Here is a 15,640-nt window from a genome sequence, read left to right as displayed (position 1 = left end):
CATAACGAGCGGGAGGGGACCAGTCACATGCAAACAAAACCTGCCAGGCACTATTTTCGCCCTGTGCCCGGGCGCGGAGCATCCATTCTCGTCCTTGCGGCAGCGGCCCTGCTGCCCGCCAGCCTGCCCTCGCATGCGGAGGAGGCTCGCCCGTTGAAGATCGCGGTCTTCGACTTCGAACTCGACGACCGCAGCGCCGGAGCCGGCATCCGCACGGCGGACGCGATGGACGAAGACAATCTTCGCAAGGCAACCGAGGAGGCCAAACGCATCCTCGCCGATTCCGGCCGCTATGACGTGGTCGACACGGCAACGGCGGAGGACGGCATTGCGGCAGCCGGCGGGATCAAGTCCTGCAACGGCTGTGAAGCCGCTGCCGCCCGCCAGCTCGGCGCGGACCAGTCGATGGCCGGCCTGATCGCAAGGGTCAGCCGCACGGAATATACGCTTCAAGTCGTCGTCCGCGACGCGGACACGGGCCAGATGGAGGCGAACCATTTCTCCGGCCTCAGGATGGGCGCCAACTACGCCTGGCCGCGCGGAGCCAAAGCCCTCATGAACAAAGTCGTCCCGGCACCGCCGCAACAGAAGTAACCGCGGCTGGAACCCGGGCACGAAAAAAGGCCCGGACGCTGCCGTCCGGGCCCTTCGACATTCACGCTCTCTCGACCGGGATCAGATCGTGTTCTGGATCCAGTTCTTCAGATCGGTCTTGGAGGCAGCGCCGACCTTCATCGCCGCCGGCTGGCCGTCCTTGAAGATGATCAGCGTCGGGATCGACCGCACGCCATACTTGATGGCGGTGTTCTGGTTGTTGTCGATGTCGAGCTTGGCGACGGTCACGGCGCCGTCCAACTCGGTCGCGATTTCCTCCAGCGCCGGCGCGATCATGCGGCAGGGGCCGCACCACTCGGCCCAGAAGTCCACGACGACCGGCTTGCCGGAGCCAATCACGTCGCTCTCGAAGGAGGTATCGGTAACTTTCACGGTGCTCATCAGAGAACCACCCTTTCGCTATGCCGGCTTGCGGCCGTTCGCTCGAACCAGCCTTGCACCAGCGAGATTTGAAAGATCCACCCGGCCCGACAGGCGCTCACGAGAGGCGCTGACGTGGTATGGCGGACCCCGACGGTCGGCGTGAAGGGCTAGCTCCAAGGGGCAGGCTATCAAGTCGATCATCTTTCAGTGGCAAGAAGGTAGGGAGCGGCGAAAGTGGCGTCAAGTCGGGACATGACGGGAGGGGAATGCCCGGCAGCGGGCATCCCTCCCGCATTCTACCGGCTGCGGAAATGACGGCATGAATTGCCGGCTTCCGGCCGCTGCCGGGCAGAAATTTGCGCCGCCAGAGGCTTTCCCCGGACAGTCACTTTTTCTTGAAAAACGACGATCAAAAGAGACGGCCGATCGCCTTTTGCAGGACGTCGGTGGGGACTTCATCAAGCCGCGCCGATTCCGTCCAGAGAATCGCCGCGCGCACCTGCCGGCCGGGGTAGATGTCGGCAATCAGGCGGGCATAGACGGCAAGCTGCATCAGGTAATTCTCGGGGATCGCGTCCGGCACGGGGCGATTGGTCTTGAAGTCGACGATCAGGACCGCGTCCTTGCTGACCGCAAGGCGGTCGATCTGGCCGGAGACCTCGGCCTTTCGCCCTGATCGCAGCATCACCTCGCCAGCGAGCGCCACCTCCGCGCGGCTGCCCGGCGCAAAGACGGGCGCGAAGGCCGGCTCGCACAGGACGGCGAGAACCTTCGCAAGCAAAGCCTCGCGTTCGGTTTCGGAAAAATCCGGGCCGCTTGTCGCCAGATAACGCCTGCCCCGTGCCTCGCGGTCCTTCGGCGCGAGACCCGGGAGCGCCTCCAGCAGACGGTGGACGAGGCTGCCCCGGCGAAGGGCCGCGCTCTCGCCGGCACGCGCCGCCTCCAGCGCATGAGCGGCGGGATAGGGCGTTTCGACGTCGCGCGCCTCGATTTCGGCGAGCACCGCCTCGGCCGAGGAGGGATTGAGGGTCATCGGCGCTTCGCCGACCGGCGCAGGACGGCGGACAAAGTCCGGCAAGTCTTCGGCTGGTTCGGCGGTGTCTTCCTCGACGGGCTGCCTGGCAGCTGTCGTCCCGGCGAGAGCCACCGCGCGTTCCGGACCGCCGAAGCGCCAGTGCCAGGCAACGACATCGCCACCCTCGCCCTCGATCTCCGTGGCATCCGGCACCAGCGCGTCATGCACCATCTGGTACCAGCGCGGCTCGCTCACCGCCTTCTTGGGCGCCATGCCGCAGACGACGAGCCGGTCTCGTGCGCGGGTCAGGCCGACATAGAGCTGGCGGCGGTATTCCTCGCGGGCCAGATTCGCCTTGGCTTCAAGCGCGGCCTCGACGCTAGGTGCCTGCCGGCCGGACCCGACAAAGACGAGGGGCGCGGCCTGAACCGGGCCGATATCCTCGTGATCCCTCTCGTTCAGCGGCAGCACCAGCGGTCGGTGCGAGGGGTGATAGGGTGCTGCGCCCTGATCGACGAGGAAGACGACCGGCGCTTCCAGTCCCTTGGCGCCATGCACGGTCATGATGCGGACCTCGTCGCGCGCCGCATCCATCTCGCGCTTGATCTCGTGGTCGGCGGCGGCGGCAAAGGCAAGAAAGCCTTCAAGGCTCGGCGTGCGGTCCTTGCCGAAGCTCAGGGCCAGAGACAGGAACTCGTCGAGAACGTCGTCGACCTCCGGCCCCAATCGGGCGCGGAAGGCGCGGCGGCCAGCGTCGGCGGCAAGGACGCGGGCAAAGAAGGCGTGCGGATCGATGGTGTCGGCAAGGCCGCGCCAGCGCGCCAGCCGCTCGTGGGCGGCGCGAAAGACGACATCGCGGTCCGCTTCCTGCCGCAAACGTTCGTAAAGGAAGGTCCTGCGGCCGTGGGCAAGCTGGAAGAGCTGGTCCTCGTTCAGGCCGATCAGCGGAGACTTCAGAAGGGCGGCGAGCGTAAGGTCGTCTTCGGGCAGCAGCACGGCGCGGGCGAGCGCCAGCAGATCCATCACCGCGATGTGGCTCATGAGCTGGAGCCGGTCGGCGCCCGCGACGGGCACGCCTATCTCGGTCAGCGCGCGCGAGAGCAGCGAGACAAAACCGGCGCGCTTGCGCACCAGCACGAGGACGTCGCCGGCGCGGATCGGCCGCCCGCCGGGCAAGGTCTCGCCGCGCGCGATCCAGCCGCGCACGGCGCGGGCGATGCGGTCGGCAAGCTGGGCCTCGGCGCTGCCGAGCTTCGTTTCGTCGACCGGGTCGGTCCAGTTCTCCGGCTCAAGGGTTTCCTCGTCGACCGTCGCGGGCCAGATCTCGACGAGACCGATGTCGCGGTTGCGAACCGTCTCGTGCACCGTGCCGGCCGCATCGGCCGAAAGCCCCTGATGGGTCTCCGGCCGGGCGAAGACGGCGTCGACGGCCTTCACCACATCCGGCGTGGAACGGAAGGAAAGCTGCAGGGCGACATCGTCATAGGCGATGCCGGCCTCGCCCGCGCGCTTTCCGGTGCGCCGCCGCATGGCGCCGAAGAGATGCGGCGCCGCTCCCTGGAAGGAGTAGATCGACTGTTTCTCGTCACCGACGGCGAAGAGCGTGCGCACGCCGGTCGAGCCGCGCCGCGCGCCCTCGCCGACAAAGAATTCGTCGGTGAGCGCCGCAATCACCTCCCAGGCTCGCGGGCTTGTGTCCTGGGCCTCGTCGACGAGGACGTGGTCGATGCCCTGGTCGAGCTTGTACTGCACCCATGCCGCCGCATCCGAATGAGACAGAAGACGCGCGGTGCGCAGGATCAGGTCGTCGAAGTCGAGCGCGCCGGAGGCGGCTTTGCCGGCCTCGATGAGATCGATCGCCCGGCCCGCAAGGCGTATCAGGGCCGCCGTCCGCTCGAAGGTCGCCGTCGCGGCGCGCCGGTCCTCCAGAGCCTCGAGGCGCGTGATCTCTTCCTCGAACATGGCTTCGAGGTCCGGGAACTGCGTCTTGATCGCCTTGGTGCAGAAGCTTGAGAACTTGCGCGGCTGCCTCTTCGCGCCATCGCCTGTCATGAAGACCTTGAGCCAGTTTCCGGCCGCAAGCGCGATGTCGTCGGTCACCTCGACAGCGGCAAAGCGCTCGTCCAGCGCCTGGTCGGTCGCCGCCCCCTGCCGCAGGGCCGTGCGCAGGCGCGCGACGAAGTCCTCGTCGAAGCCGCTCTCCGCGATCACCGCGCGATCGATCGCCGCGACGGTTTCGCCTTCCGCGACCCCAAGCGCCTTGCGCAGGCCGGCGAGCGCCGCATCGAAGCCGCCCGCGCCGTCGATCCAGCCGAGATAGGCGTCGCGCTGATGGATGGTGGCGACGATGGCCCTGCGGATCGTGTCGTCGCCGCGCTCGGCGACGAGCTGCGTGAGAGCCCGGCCCATCGCGCTGTCCGGATCGGCGGAGGCCGCGACGATCACGGCATCGAGCGCCTGCTGCAGGCGGCTTTCGGCCTCCATGTCGTCCAGCACCTTGAAGCGGCCGGCAATGCCCGCCTCCACCGGAAAGCGCTGCAGCAGGGCTTCGCAGAAGCCGTGGATCGTCTGGATTTTCAGCCCGCCGGGCGTTTCCAGAGCCCTCGCGAAAAGCCGCCGCGCACGCGCAATGTTCTCCTCATTTGCGGCTCGTCCCTCCAGCGCCTCAAGTTCGTTAGCCAGATTCGCATCACTGAGAGACGTCCATTGGCCAAGCGTCTCGAAGACGCGGTTGGCCATTTCGGCGGCGGCCGCCTTGGTGAAGGTGAGGCAGAGGATTGCCGCCGGGTCCGCGCCGGCGAGCAGCAGCCGGATCACCCGGCGCGAGAGCACATAGGTCTTGCCCGAGCCGGCATTGGCCGACACCCAGACGGAGTGGCGCGGATGGGTCGCGGTCGCCTGATCGCGGCGCGTGCGCTCGGGCACCTCGATGGGTTTGGCGGGCGCGCTCATTCCTCGCCCTCCCCTTCGCCGCCGGCGGCCTGCCATTCGGCGACGCGAGCGAGGTGGTCGTATGCGCCACCGGTTTGCCGGCTCAACAGAACGCGCGGACGCGAGGGATAAGCCCGTTCCGGATCGCGGTAGGCCCTCACGAGGCCGGCCAGCTGACGGGCGGATTCACCCACGATGTCGGCGAGCGTCTTTGCCTCCTCGCCCTTCTTCGCCTTCTCGCCGTCGAAGAGGTCGATCTTGTCCGCGCCGGAAAGCCCTTTCAGGATCACGTGGACAAGGGCCGTGGCCTCCATGCGGCCAAGCCCTTCGAAGGCGCCTTCGCGCAGCATGAAGCCTTCCAGCGGCATCTGCGGCTTCATCAGGGTGACAAGCTGCTTCTTGGACGGCGCCGCGCCGGTCTTGAAATCGACGATCACCGCCTCGCCGCCGAGGCCGACGTCGATCCGGTCGGCGCGGCCGTTGAGCGTGAAGTCCTCCGCGTCAATCGCCATGACGAGACTGCCCTTGCATTCGGCGATGCGCCGCGTCGTCTCGCCTTTCGCCTCCTCGAAGCTTTCGACAAGGAAGCGCGCCATTTCCAAGAAGCGCGGCCACCAGAGGGCATGGAGTTCCGGCCGCAGGCGTAGCGGCGCGAAATAGCGCTCGCCGATGGCAATGAGACGGCGAAGGCCCTCCTCGCCGACATGCGGGCCGCCGTCGCTGGCAAATTCGGCCAACGCGTCGTGAATGACCGTGCCACGCGTTGCAAAGTCCGGCATCCGGCCGAGGGGATCGAGCGGCTCGAATCTCAAAATACGCCGGGCGTAAAGCGCGTAGGGGTCGCGCACCCAGGTCTCGATATCGGTGACGTTGAGCGCTTTCGGGCGGGCCTCGACAGGGGGCAAGGCGGAGGCGCGAGCGGGGCGTGGGCTGCGCGGGCCGTCGTCGATGCGGCGGGCGACCCCGAGCCAGCGTTCGCCGCGCTGTCGCAGCTCTTCCGTCTGCTCGGGCCCAAGAACGGCGGTGACGCGCTGAAGCCAGCGGGACGCGACCGTCGGCGCGCCCTCTTTCTTAGCCGAATAAGAAAGGATCAGATCACGCGTGCCGAAGCGCATCTGGAAATCATGGGCGGCAAGGCCGATGCGCCGCTCCGGCGGCCCGAAGTCGAGGCCCGACCGCATTGGGCGCGACAGCCAGGGCCCGGTGTCGGTGCGCGCCGGCCAGACGCCCTCGACGAGGCCGCCGAGCACGACGCGGTCCGCCTGCATCAGGCGCGCTTCCAGTTGGCCCCAGATGTGGACCCGCGCGCCGGCGGCCACAGGCCGGTGCACCTGCCGCCCGACCATCAGCGCCTCGAAGACGGCCGGATAGAGCGCCGCATCGATCACGAAGGCGCGGGCATGGGTTTCGAGTTGGCCTGCGAGGAAGGAGGCCAATTCCTCACCGGCAGGTCCGGTATAGAGGCGGGCGTCGGAGCCGGTCTCGTCGCTTGCGACCGCGCGCAACACCTCGACATGGGCGCGCAGCAGATCGTCGAGCGGCAGATCGTGGCCGCCAACCATCGCTTCCAGCGGCGCGAAGGCCTCGACGACCCGTTGGGCCAAATCGCGACCCTCACGCACCGCCTCGGGACCGAGCATCCTCAGCACCGGATGGATGCGAGCCTCCTTGCCCTCGAAGTCCGCCAGCGCGCGATCAATCGCTTCCACCAGAGGCCTGCTTCCGGCGGCAAGGCGCGGGCCGCGCAGCACGGCGATCTCGATTGCCCGCGCCGCTTCGCGGGCCACGACGCGCGGCAGGCCGAAGGAGGCCAGCGGGTGCTTCAAAAGCGCAAGCAGATCGTCCGGCGCAAATCCGCCAAGGACGACGTCGGCGACATGACGGGCAAGGATCGCGGGCGGGGTGTCGAGCAGCGCCTCGCCGGCCGAATCCTCCACCGCGAGACCGAAACGCTGCAGTTCCAGACAGACGCGGCGGGCGAGTTCCCGGTCCGCCGTGACGAGGGCGGCGACCTTTTCGGAGTCCTCGACGGTCTCGCGCAGGCAGAGCGCGATGGCGAGCGCCTCCTCGGCCGGTTGCCGGGCGACCATGATGGACAGGCCGTCGAGCGCATCGGTCCGCGTTTTCGGAGGCATGTCCCCGGCAAAGGCCGGCCAGCGGTCGGTCGTCTCGGCAGGGCGCAGCGCCTCTGAGACGATCTGGCCGCGCATGGCGAGCGACGGTTCCGGCACTCCGAGTTCGCGAACCTCACCTCTCTCGATCCCGATCACACGGACCAGATGAGCCAGCGCCGCCTGCGGGTGGCTTGGAACGCCCGGCCCAATCTCCGGCGCGACAAGGCCGAAGGTCTCGTCGTCGAGATGCGTATCGAGACCCGGCAGGACGACGGCGCCGTTCGGCAGGCGGGCAATGGCCGCAAGCAGCTTCGCCGTCGTCGGAATGGAGCCGGTCGAACCCGCCGCGATCACCGGGCCGCCGCCAGCCCTGGTCATCTGGTCGATGCGGCGGAGGACCATCTGGCGGTGACGCTCGCCCGGCTCGATCAGGCCGCGTTCGGCAAGATGCTCCGGCCAGGCCTTCGTTGCGATGTCGAGGAAGGTGAGCGTCAGCTGCCAGTAGGCGGCGTGGTCTTCGGGCACGAGGCCCGACAGCTTCGCCCAGTCGATCTCCTCATTCGCCGCCTGGTCGAGCAGGGCGAGAAGATCGCGGGCCAGATGAATGGCATCGGCGGGCGACGCGGGAATGCGGATCGGCGTGCCGTGCGGCGTCAGTTCGCGCTCCGGCGCGATGCCCTCGCGCCAACGCATGACGAGCCGCGCCATCGACAGGAGGCGCTCGGCCTCGCCGATGACCGGCGGCAAATCGAGATCGTCGTCGGCGCGAAAGGCGTCGCCTTCCTCATCAATGTCGCCGATGGGCCGGATGACAGGCAGCAGCGCGGCCCGGCCGCCGAGAGCCCGAACGAACTCACCACGCAGGACACGGGCGGCACGGCGGGTCGGCACGAGGATCGTGACATCGGCCAGCGCCAGAGGATCGTCGGCGAGAACAAAGCCCGGCACGAGATCGCCGGCCAGCAGCGCCTCGACCAGCGTCGGCAGAAAGGGAACCGCCGGATCGATGGAGAAGACGCGCGGCGGAAGGGGCTCGTCGTCCCTGTCCTGTTCGCTTGTCGTCGCCATCGCGTCTCGTTCCTGCGTTGGTCTCCAAATTCAAGAGCGCGGAGCGGCGTGAAAGGCGCTCATGCGATCCCCATGAGTAGGCGCCGCGTCAGGGCCGCAGCACAAGGCTCACGCCGCGCTGGCGGCGATGGTCGCCTCCGCCTCGCCGATCGCCCGCGGCGTTCCGACGTGCAGCCAGATGCCTTCCATGCGGATGCCATAGAGCCGTCCGGCGTCGATCGCCCGGTCGAAGAGACGGTTGAGAGAGAAGGCCGTTTCGGTCTCGCCCGCAAAGACACGCGGATGGATGATCGCCGCGCCTGCATAAACGAAGGGGGCGACGTCGCGTTGGGGGCGCCGGCTCAACAGCCCGTTCTTGTCCATGACGAAGTCGCCGACACCGTCATAGCCGACGCTCGACACCGTCGGCGCGAGCAGCAGGAGCATGTCCATGCGGTCGGCGTCGAAATGCTCGGCGAGCAGCATGAGGTTGGGCTGGATGCCCTCGATCCAGATGGAATCGGAATTGAGATGGAAGAAGGGCTCGGATCCCAGATGCGGCAGCGCCTTGACCACCCCGCCGCCGGTATCAAGCAGGCGCTTGCGCTCGTCGGAGACAACGATCTCCGGCGCCTGCCGCTTGGAGACATGCACCTCGACGAGATCGGCCAAGTAATGGACGTTGACCACCGCCGTCTCGACGCCGGCCTCGACCAGCCGGTCCAGGACATGGTCGACAAGGGCCTTGCCCATGACTTCGATCAGCGGCTTCGGCGTCGTCGCCGACAAGGGGCGCATGCGCTTGCCGCGGCCGGCGGCGAGCACCATGGCCTTGCGCGGGATCGAAATGGTCGAGGATTTGGAAATCGGATGGCGGGTCTCGGTTGACATCGACGGATGCAAAACTCTTGGCTCAGGGTGCGGCTGGAGCCGCCGGATACGGGGAACCGGCCCTCACGGGCGCGGCAGCCGCCTCTCATACCAGAGCGCGAGGCCCGCGAGAATGGGTTCCTGCATGATGGTGTCCAGATAGGACAGAATGCGCGGCACGTGCTTCAGATAGGCGGTTTTACCATCCCTGTGGGCCAGACGCGCAAACCCGCCAAGGATTTTCGTGTTTCTCTGCGTCACCGAAATGCAGTATGCATGCATAAATTTACTGCGATCCAACATTGCACCCTGCCGGGCATGTTGCGCAAAATAGGATTCCAGCATTTCTTGCTGCAATGCAGCATCCATGTCGATGCGGGCGTCGCAAACCAGTGATGCGAGGTCATAGGCGGCCGGCCCGAACACCGTATCCTGAAGGTCGATCAATCCGAGCCGGCGCCGACCCTCCCCGTCCTCCTGCCAGAGCAGATTGGGCGAGTGGAAATCGCGCAATGTCCAGCTCTTTTGCGCCGTTTCAAGACGGTCCAGCAGCGGCGACCAGGCCTGCCAGAACTCCTGCCGCTCTTCCTCGTTTGCGGGGCGCCCCGCCGCGTAGGGAAACCACCAGTCGAGACACAGGCCGAGTTCGACGGACAGGGCCTCGCGATCATAGGGCGGCACGGCATGGCGTTGGTGCACGCCATCTGCGAAACAGTCGCCAAGGTCCACGGTCTCCGGCCAAGTCTCGGCGTGAAGGTCCGCGAGGAGTTCGGCGGCGGCGATATAGCGTTCAGGCACCGGCCTGCCGTCGCGGATAATCCCGTCGGCCCCGAGATCCGAGAGAAGGAGAAGACGGTTCGCCGGATCCGCAGCGATGCACTGAGGCGCGACAAAGCCTCGTTCGTTGAGCGTCCGGCTGATGGCCAGGAATGACGTCAGCGACGACTGGATATGCGCGACCTCGGCGTAGCTGCGGCCGTCTGCGAGAGGGGCTCCCCTTGGCGGCTCCGGCCAGTTCATGAGAACGAGCGAGCGATCCTTCGTGAGAATGCGTTCGTAGGAGCGGGAGGATGCGTCGCCCTGCAGCCAGTGGCGCGTGGCCTCCTCAAGGCCCGACCGGTCGAGCAGCGAGCGAACCGCAAGGCTTCGGTTGAGACGTTCGCCCAAGTTTGCCGGCAAACCTTCTATGACGACCTCGCGAGAGTCCGGATCGTCAGCGATCGACAGCCGGACCCAGAGCGCATCCTCGGGGATTTCGCCATCGCCCCGTTCCGGCCATTCGACCAGAGCGACGCCACCCCGCAGCGCATCGTCGAAGCCGATCTCGAAGAGCTCGTCCGGTCCGGCGAGGCGGTAGAGGTCGAAGTGATGGATCGTGAGCCGGTCCGTCTCGTAGGACTGGACGAGGGTGAAAGTCGGGCTCGGCACCTCCAGCGCTGGGCTGCCTGCGACCGCGCGGATCAGGGCGCGCGCCAGCGTCGTCTTGCCGGCACCGAGATCGCCGTCGAGGCAGAGACAATCGCCGGGCTTCAGGATTGCCGCGAGATCCTCGGCAAGGCGGAGCGTCGCCGCCTCGCCTTCCAGCCGCAGGGGACCGGCGAGCCGCGTCATCGCGCCTTCACTCGGCCGCTTCGGAGATGGCCTTCGGTTCCGCCGGCAGACGGCAGGTCACCGTGGTGCCAGCCCCCTCGACCGACATGATGTCGACCTTGCCGCCATGGAGCTCGACGAAGCTCTTGACGATGGAAAGGCCAAGGCCTGCACCGCGCCGGCGGGCGCCCGCCGACTTGCTCTCGAACCGGCCGAAGACCGATTCGATGAACGCCTTCGGAATGCCCCTGCCTTCATCGCGCACCGCGAAGACGACCTCGTCGCCCTCGCGGCGGCAACTGACCGTGATTCGGCCACCGTCCTCGGAGAAGGAGATCGCGTTGGAGAGGAGATTGAACAGGATCTGGCGCAGGCGCTTCTCGTCGGCGCGCAACATGCCGATGTCCGGCGCGACCTCGATGGTCAGCGAAATGGAGGCTTCCTGCAACCGATCGCGCAGGCCGGCGGCCGCCGCCTCCAGCGTCGCGGAGGCGTCAACGTCGCCGATTTCCAGCTCCATGATGCCGGCATCGACGGTAGCCAGATCCAGGATGTCGTTGATGATCGTCAGCAGCGCACCCGACGAATTCATGATGTAGCCGGTGTATTCGCGCTGCTTGGGATTGAGCGAGCCCATCTTCTCGTCGGCAAGGAGCTGGGCGAAACCGATGATGTTGGTCAGCGGCGAGCGCAGTTCGTAGGAGACGTGCTGGATGAACTCGTTCTTGAGCTTGTCGGCTTCCTCCAGCGCCTCGTTCTTGTCGACCAGCGCCCGCTCGACATTGACGCTGTCGGTGACGTCGACGAAGGTCACCAGCGTCGCGCCATCGGGCAGAGGTACAGTGGTAAAATCAACGATGTTGCCGGCGTGGCGCTCGATCCGTCCCGAAACGCGCTCGCGCGTTTCGGAAAGACCGGTGACGGCGTTGCGGATCTCGTCGAAGGCGCGGGTCTCGCGGTTGATACGGGCCAGCCGCGCGATGATTTCGTTGATGTGAGGGCGCTGCGAGAGATCGGCGTCGCCAAGCGACCACATCTCGATGAAGGCCGGATTCCAGAGACGCAGCCGTCCGTCCGAGCCGAACACGACGACGCTCTCGTTGAGATGGTCGAGGGTCTCGCCCTGGACGCGGATCAGCGCGTTGTAGCGGCTTTCCAGATCCAGCCGCTCGGTGACATTCTCGTAGACGTAGGTGACGCCGCCGGAGGGATGCGGATTGGCGATCATGCGCAGCGTCTGGCCGCCGGGCAGGTGCCACCAGGTCTCGCGCGCCTCCAGCGACTGATAGGCGGAGAGCATCTCGCGCTTCCAGGTGCGGTAGTCGGCCTGTTCGGGAATCTTGCGCAGGGCCCGCAACTGGTCGAGGACGGCGCTATCCTCCGGCGCGCCTTCGAGGAAGGCAGCGTCGAAGCCGAAGAGCGAGCGGTAGGCCTCGTTGTAGAATTGAAGCCGCTTGTCCGGCCCGAAGATCGCGACGGCCGTGGCGAGCTGGTCGAGTGTTCGGGCGTGGCTTTCCACCGTGCGGCGGATTTCCGACTGGACCTTCTCCAGTTCGCTGACGTCCGTGGCAATGCCGCCGCTGCCCGCGCCGCAGGCGGCGTCGACGATATCGAAGATGCGCCGGGCGCCCGCGGCCACCACCGAGAGGCGCTGGGCAAAGACGGGCTCACTCTCGCGCTGGCGCTGCACGGCCTGGCGGGCGGCGCTGTCGAGCAGTTCCGCCTGCTGCCCCACCACCGCCTCGGCGGACGCAACGTCGACGGCCCTCGAATAGGCCTTGTTGACCCAGGAAAGCTTGCCGGCGGCGTCCCGCAGCCAGACAGGCATCGCGAGAGCGTCGAGCAGGTGATGGACCACCGCCACCTCGCGACTCAGTTCCTGGTGGGCCTCGCTCAGGGCGACGAATTCCAGGCGCTCGCGCGAAAGATTGCGGAAGCGAACGATGAAGCGGGAGCCCGAGGCCCACCCCGTTGCCTCCAGAACGGTTCCCGATTGCGCCTCGACGGTGTCGGCAAAGCTCTCGCCGCTTTCACGCAGCGCGGCGATGCGTTTTTCAAGCTGCGCGGTGGAGGACGGTGCCAGCCAGGTGCCGAAGGCCAGAAAGCCCGACCGTGAGGTCGGGCAGCGGGTGCTTTCGGGCAAGGAGCCGGCAACAAGCGGCTCCTCGTCGGAGCCGGACCAGACAATGAGGCGTTGATCCTCTGCCGCCAGCGCTGCCTCGGAACGGTCGGCGACGAGCTTCAACTCGTCGTTTTCCTTCCTGAGCCGCGCCAACTCGACTTCCGATCGTGCTCGCGCCCGGATGAGCGCCGCCGCGCTCACCACCGCAAAGCAGATCGAACCTGAAAAAGCCGCAAACCAGGCAACTCCGTAGGAATCGAGTTGCATGGAGCCATCTTCCGCATATCGGACGAGTTGGGCGGCGGCGCTGCCGGCGCTCCCCAGCCAGATCGTCAGCGCGGTAGTGCCCGCCAAGAGCAGACGGCGTCTTGCAGAATCGGGGCGACCTCTCCCCATTCGGCAACGTCCCGTCATCCGTTGAACCCCCGTCAATCATTTGCAGCAATAACGCAACGACCACAGCCAGCCGCTGCGGCCCGGTCTTGCTCGAATCACCAGACGATAGCTGCTTTGAAGAAGGGCTCAAAGAGTCCACCAACTTGTTTTGCGATGTGGAAAATCAAGATTGAGACTTGCTTCGCCGATTTCAACCGAATTGGTGCATAATACGCCAATTGTGGCGCGAGTCTTTTCAGAGTCTTTCCCATCAATACCGAATCAAATGGGAATCAGTTTCTGAATCAATTTGAGTCTTGATGCAGGAACGAGGAAATATTCTTGTTAACCAAGAAATAAAACAGAGCCGCTTATGCCCCGCCTTTTCGGCATATGTTCGTTCGGCAGACGCTAAAATTCCGTGAAACGACTCCCGACCCCGGGATCCACGCAAGAATGTCCGCCTCAGACTGCACGCCCGACTGGTCCGGAAGACGCAGGTCGAGATGCGTGGCGGATTTGCAACAGCCCTCATTTATCGTCCACCGATGCCCGCAGGCGGGGACAAAAAACAAATCGGGGCGCCCTGAGACGCCCCGACTGTCAGAGATTGACGATTTATCCACAAGAGACCGTCTTGCGGACCGGTCGCTCAGTAGCGGTAGTGCGTCGACTTGAACGGGCCCGTGGCCTGAACCCCGATATAGGCGGCCTGATCGGGCGTCAGCGTCGTCAGCTTGGCGTTGAGCTTGGCCAGATGCAGCGCCGCCACCTTCTCGTCGAGGTGCTTGGGCAGCACGTAGACCTTGTTCTCGTACTTGCCGCCCTGGGTCCAGAGTTCGATCTGGGCCAGCGTCTGGTTGGAGAAGGAGGCGCTCATCACGAAGCTCGGGTGACCCGTGGCGTTGCCGAGGTTCACCAGTCGGCCCTCGGAGAGCAGGATCATGCGCTTGCCGTCGGGGAACTCGATGAGGTCCACCTGGGGCTTCACGTTCTTCCACTTGAAGTTCTTCAGCGCACCGACCTGAATCTCGTTGTCGAAGTGGCCGATGTTGCAGACGATCGCCATGTCCTTGAGGTTGCGCATATGCTCAAGGGTGACGATGTCCTTGTTGCCCGTGCAGGTCACGACGATGTCGGCGCGCGGGGCAGCGTCTTCGAGGGTGACGACCTCGTAGCCGTCCATGGCCGCCTGAAGGGCGCAGATCGGGTCGATCTCGGTGACGAGCACGCGGGCGCCCGAGCCGGAGAGCGACTGGGCCGAGCCCTTGCCGACGTCGCCGTAGCCGCAGACGATCGCCACCTTGCCGGCCATCATCACGTCGGTGCCGCGGCGGATGGCATCCACCAGCGACTCGCGGCAGCCGTACTTGTTGTCGAACTTCGACTTGGTCACGCTGTCGTTGACGTTGATCGCCGGGAAGGGAAGCTCGCCCTTCTCCTGAAGCTGGTAGAGGCGCATCACGCCCGTGGTGGTCTCTTCCGAGACGCCCTTGATGGCCGCCTTGCAGCGCGAATAGAAGGTCGGATCCTTCTCAAGCCGGCGCTTGATGGTGGCGAAGAGGCACTCTTCTTCCTCGTTGCCCGGCTTGGCGAGAACCGAAGGATCGGTCTCGGCCTTGGAGCCGATCAGGACGAGCATCGTCGCATCGCCGCCGTCGTCGAGGATCATGTTGCAGGTTTCGCCGTTGCCCCAGTCGAGGATGCGGTCGGTGTAGGTCCAGTATTCGGCGAGGGTCTCGCCCTTCTCGGCGAAGACCGGGATGCCGGCAGTCGCGATGGCGGCGGCGGCGTGATCCTGCGTGGAGAAGATGTTGCACGACGCCCAGCGAACGTCGGCGCCGAGCGCCTTCAGCGTCTCGATCAGCACGGCGGTCTGGATGGTCATGTGCAGGGAGCCGGCAATCCGGGCGCCCTTCAGCGGCTGGGCGGAGGCATATTCCTCGCGCACGGCCATCAGGCCCGGCATCTCGACTTCGGCCATGTCGATTTCGGTGCGACCCCAGTCGGCAAGACCAAGATCCTTGACGTGATATTCGGAAGCAACGGGCATCTGTCGTCCTCTGTCTGCTTGCGGCGCGCGGAAATCCCGGGCCGCCGCGTCTCTGTCTGAATTCCTGTACCGCCGATCCATCGGCGAAGGCCCAGAAGACCTCGCGCTGCCGGCAACGACGCACTCTCGTCGAACGACGGAGAGGCGCCTGTGCCGCCGGTTATAAGACCGCCGCCAGGATCGCGCAATAAGGATATAAAGATTTCTTTATGTTTACTTTGCCACCTGTGGCGCGCCGACGGTCCGCCGGCGGTCGGGCATCAGTAGTCCGACAGCTTGATGTCCGGCGAATAGTCCTCGCCCGGAACCTCCTTCATGACCGGCTGACCGCAGATCACGCGGCCCTGCACCGGATCGAAGACAAGGGTCGCGGGGCCGGCCAGTTCCCAGCCGCCGCTGAGCGCCTGCGACACCCGGTGACAGAAGGCGGAATCATCGGGACCGGTCAGATAGCGGTAGAGCTTCATGAGAACGTCTTACTCCGGATGGAAGGCTGCGACCGTCGTCTCGGGACCATCGCCGGCCGGCAGGCAAAAACTCTGCAG

9 protein-coding genes are annotated in these 15,640 nt (G+C 66.0%); 1 reads left to right on the top strand and 8 read right to left on the bottom strand.

The window, feature by feature from the left end; all coding sequences use genetic code 11:
- The first annotated feature begins 27 nt into the window (after positions 1-27).
- Positions 28-594: a DUF3280 domain-containing protein gene (locus HDIA_RS00170; RefSeq protein ID WP_099553267.1), complete on the top strand. Its 567-nt coding sequence runs from the start codon at positions 28-30 to the stop codon at positions 592-594.
- Between the two features lie 81 nt (positions 595-675).
- Here the strand turns inward: HDIA_RS00170 and trxA are convergent, their stop codons facing one another.
- From trxA to HDIA_RS00130, 8 genes are all read right to left on the bottom strand, one after another.
- On the bottom strand, positions 676-996 hold the full coding sequence (trxA, locus tag HDIA_RS00165; RefSeq protein ID WP_099553265.1) for a thioredoxin: 321 nt from the start codon (positions 994-996) through the stop codon (positions 676-678).
- Positions 997-1,387: 391 nt separating this feature from the next.
- Positions 1,388-4,945, bottom strand: a complete 3,558-nt coding sequence (addA, locus tag HDIA_RS00160; RefSeq protein WP_157775087.1) for a double-strand break repair helicase AddA — start codon at positions 4,943-4,945, stop codon at positions 1,388-1,390.
- On the bottom strand, positions 4,942-8,106 hold the full coding sequence (gene addB / locus HDIA_RS00155; protein WP_099553261.1) for a double-strand break repair protein AddB: 3,165 nt from the start codon (positions 8,104-8,106) through the stop codon (positions 4,942-4,944). Before addB ends, addA begins: the two co-directional genes overlap by 4 nt.
- 108 nt (positions 8,107-8,214) lie before the next feature.
- On the bottom strand, positions 8,215-8,976 hold the full coding sequence (locus HDIA_RS00150; RefSeq protein ID WP_197708075.1) for a nucleotidyltransferase family protein: 762 nt from the start codon (positions 8,974-8,976) through the stop codon (positions 8,215-8,217).
- Between the two features lie 63 nt (positions 8,977-9,039).
- A complete protein-coding gene (gene tsaE, locus HDIA_RS00145; protein ID WP_099553259.1) occupies positions 9,040-10,566 on the bottom strand; it encodes a tRNA (adenosine(37)-N6)-threonylcarbamoyltransferase complex ATPase subunit type 1 TsaE in 1,527 nt (508 codons plus the stop codon).
- Between the two features lie 7 nt (positions 10,567-10,573).
- Positions 10,574-13,021: a sensor histidine kinase gene (locus HDIA_RS00140; protein ID WP_197708074.1), complete on the bottom strand. Its 2,448-nt coding sequence runs from the start codon at positions 13,019-13,021 to the stop codon at positions 10,574-10,576.
- A gap of 673 nt (positions 13,022-13,694) precedes the next feature.
- Positions 13,695-15,095: an adenosylhomocysteinase gene (ahcY, locus tag HDIA_RS00135; RefSeq protein ID WP_099553255.1), complete on the bottom strand. Its 1,401-nt coding sequence runs from the start codon at positions 15,093-15,095 to the stop codon at positions 13,695-13,697.
- Positions 15,096-15,355: 260 nt separating this feature from the next.
- A complete protein-coding gene (locus tag HDIA_RS00130; protein ID WP_099553254.1) occupies positions 15,356-15,562 on the bottom strand; it encodes a DUF1737 domain-containing protein in 207 nt (68 codons plus the stop codon).
- Positions 15,563-15,640 lie beyond the last annotated feature (78 nt).

It is taken from the genome of Hartmannibacter diazotrophicus, assembly GCF_900231165.1.
Classification (GTDB): Bacteria; Pseudomonadota; Alphaproteobacteria; order Rhizobiales; family Pleomorphomonadaceae; genus Hartmannibacter; species Hartmannibacter diazotrophicus.
Note: the sequence above shows the minus strand (reverse complement) of the source record. Positions and strands in the feature narration are given on the sequence as shown.

Coding starts and splice junctions, on each gene's coding strand:
- ahcY (WP_099553255.1), bottom strand. CDS start 15,095: ATGCCCGTTGCTTCCGAATATCACGTCAAGGATCTTGGTCTTGCCGAC.
- addB (WP_099553261.1), bottom strand. CDS start 8,106: ATGGCGACGACAAGCGAACAGGACAGGGACGACGAGCCCCTTCCGCCG.
- addA (WP_157775087.1), bottom strand. CDS start 4,945: ATGAGCGCGCCCGCCAAACCCATCGAGGTGCCCGAGCGCACGCGCCGC.
- HDIA_RS00170 (WP_099553267.1), top strand. CDS start 28: ATGCAAACAAAACCTGCCAGGCACTATTTTCGCCCTGTGCCCGGGCGC.
- HDIA_RS00150 (WP_197708075.1), bottom strand. CDS start 8,976: ATGTCAACCGAGACCCGCCATCCGATTTCCAAATCCTCGACCATTTCG.
- trxA (WP_099553265.1), bottom strand. CDS start 996: ATGAGCACCGTGAAAGTTACCGATACCTCCTTCGAGAGCGACGTGATT.
- HDIA_RS00130 (WP_099553254.1), bottom strand. CDS start 15,562: ATGAAGCTCTACCGCTATCTGACCGGTCCCGATGATTCCGCCTTCTGT.
- tsaE (WP_099553259.1), bottom strand. CDS start 10,566: ATGACGCGGCTCGCCGGTCCCCTGCGGCTGGAAGGCGAGGCGGCGACG.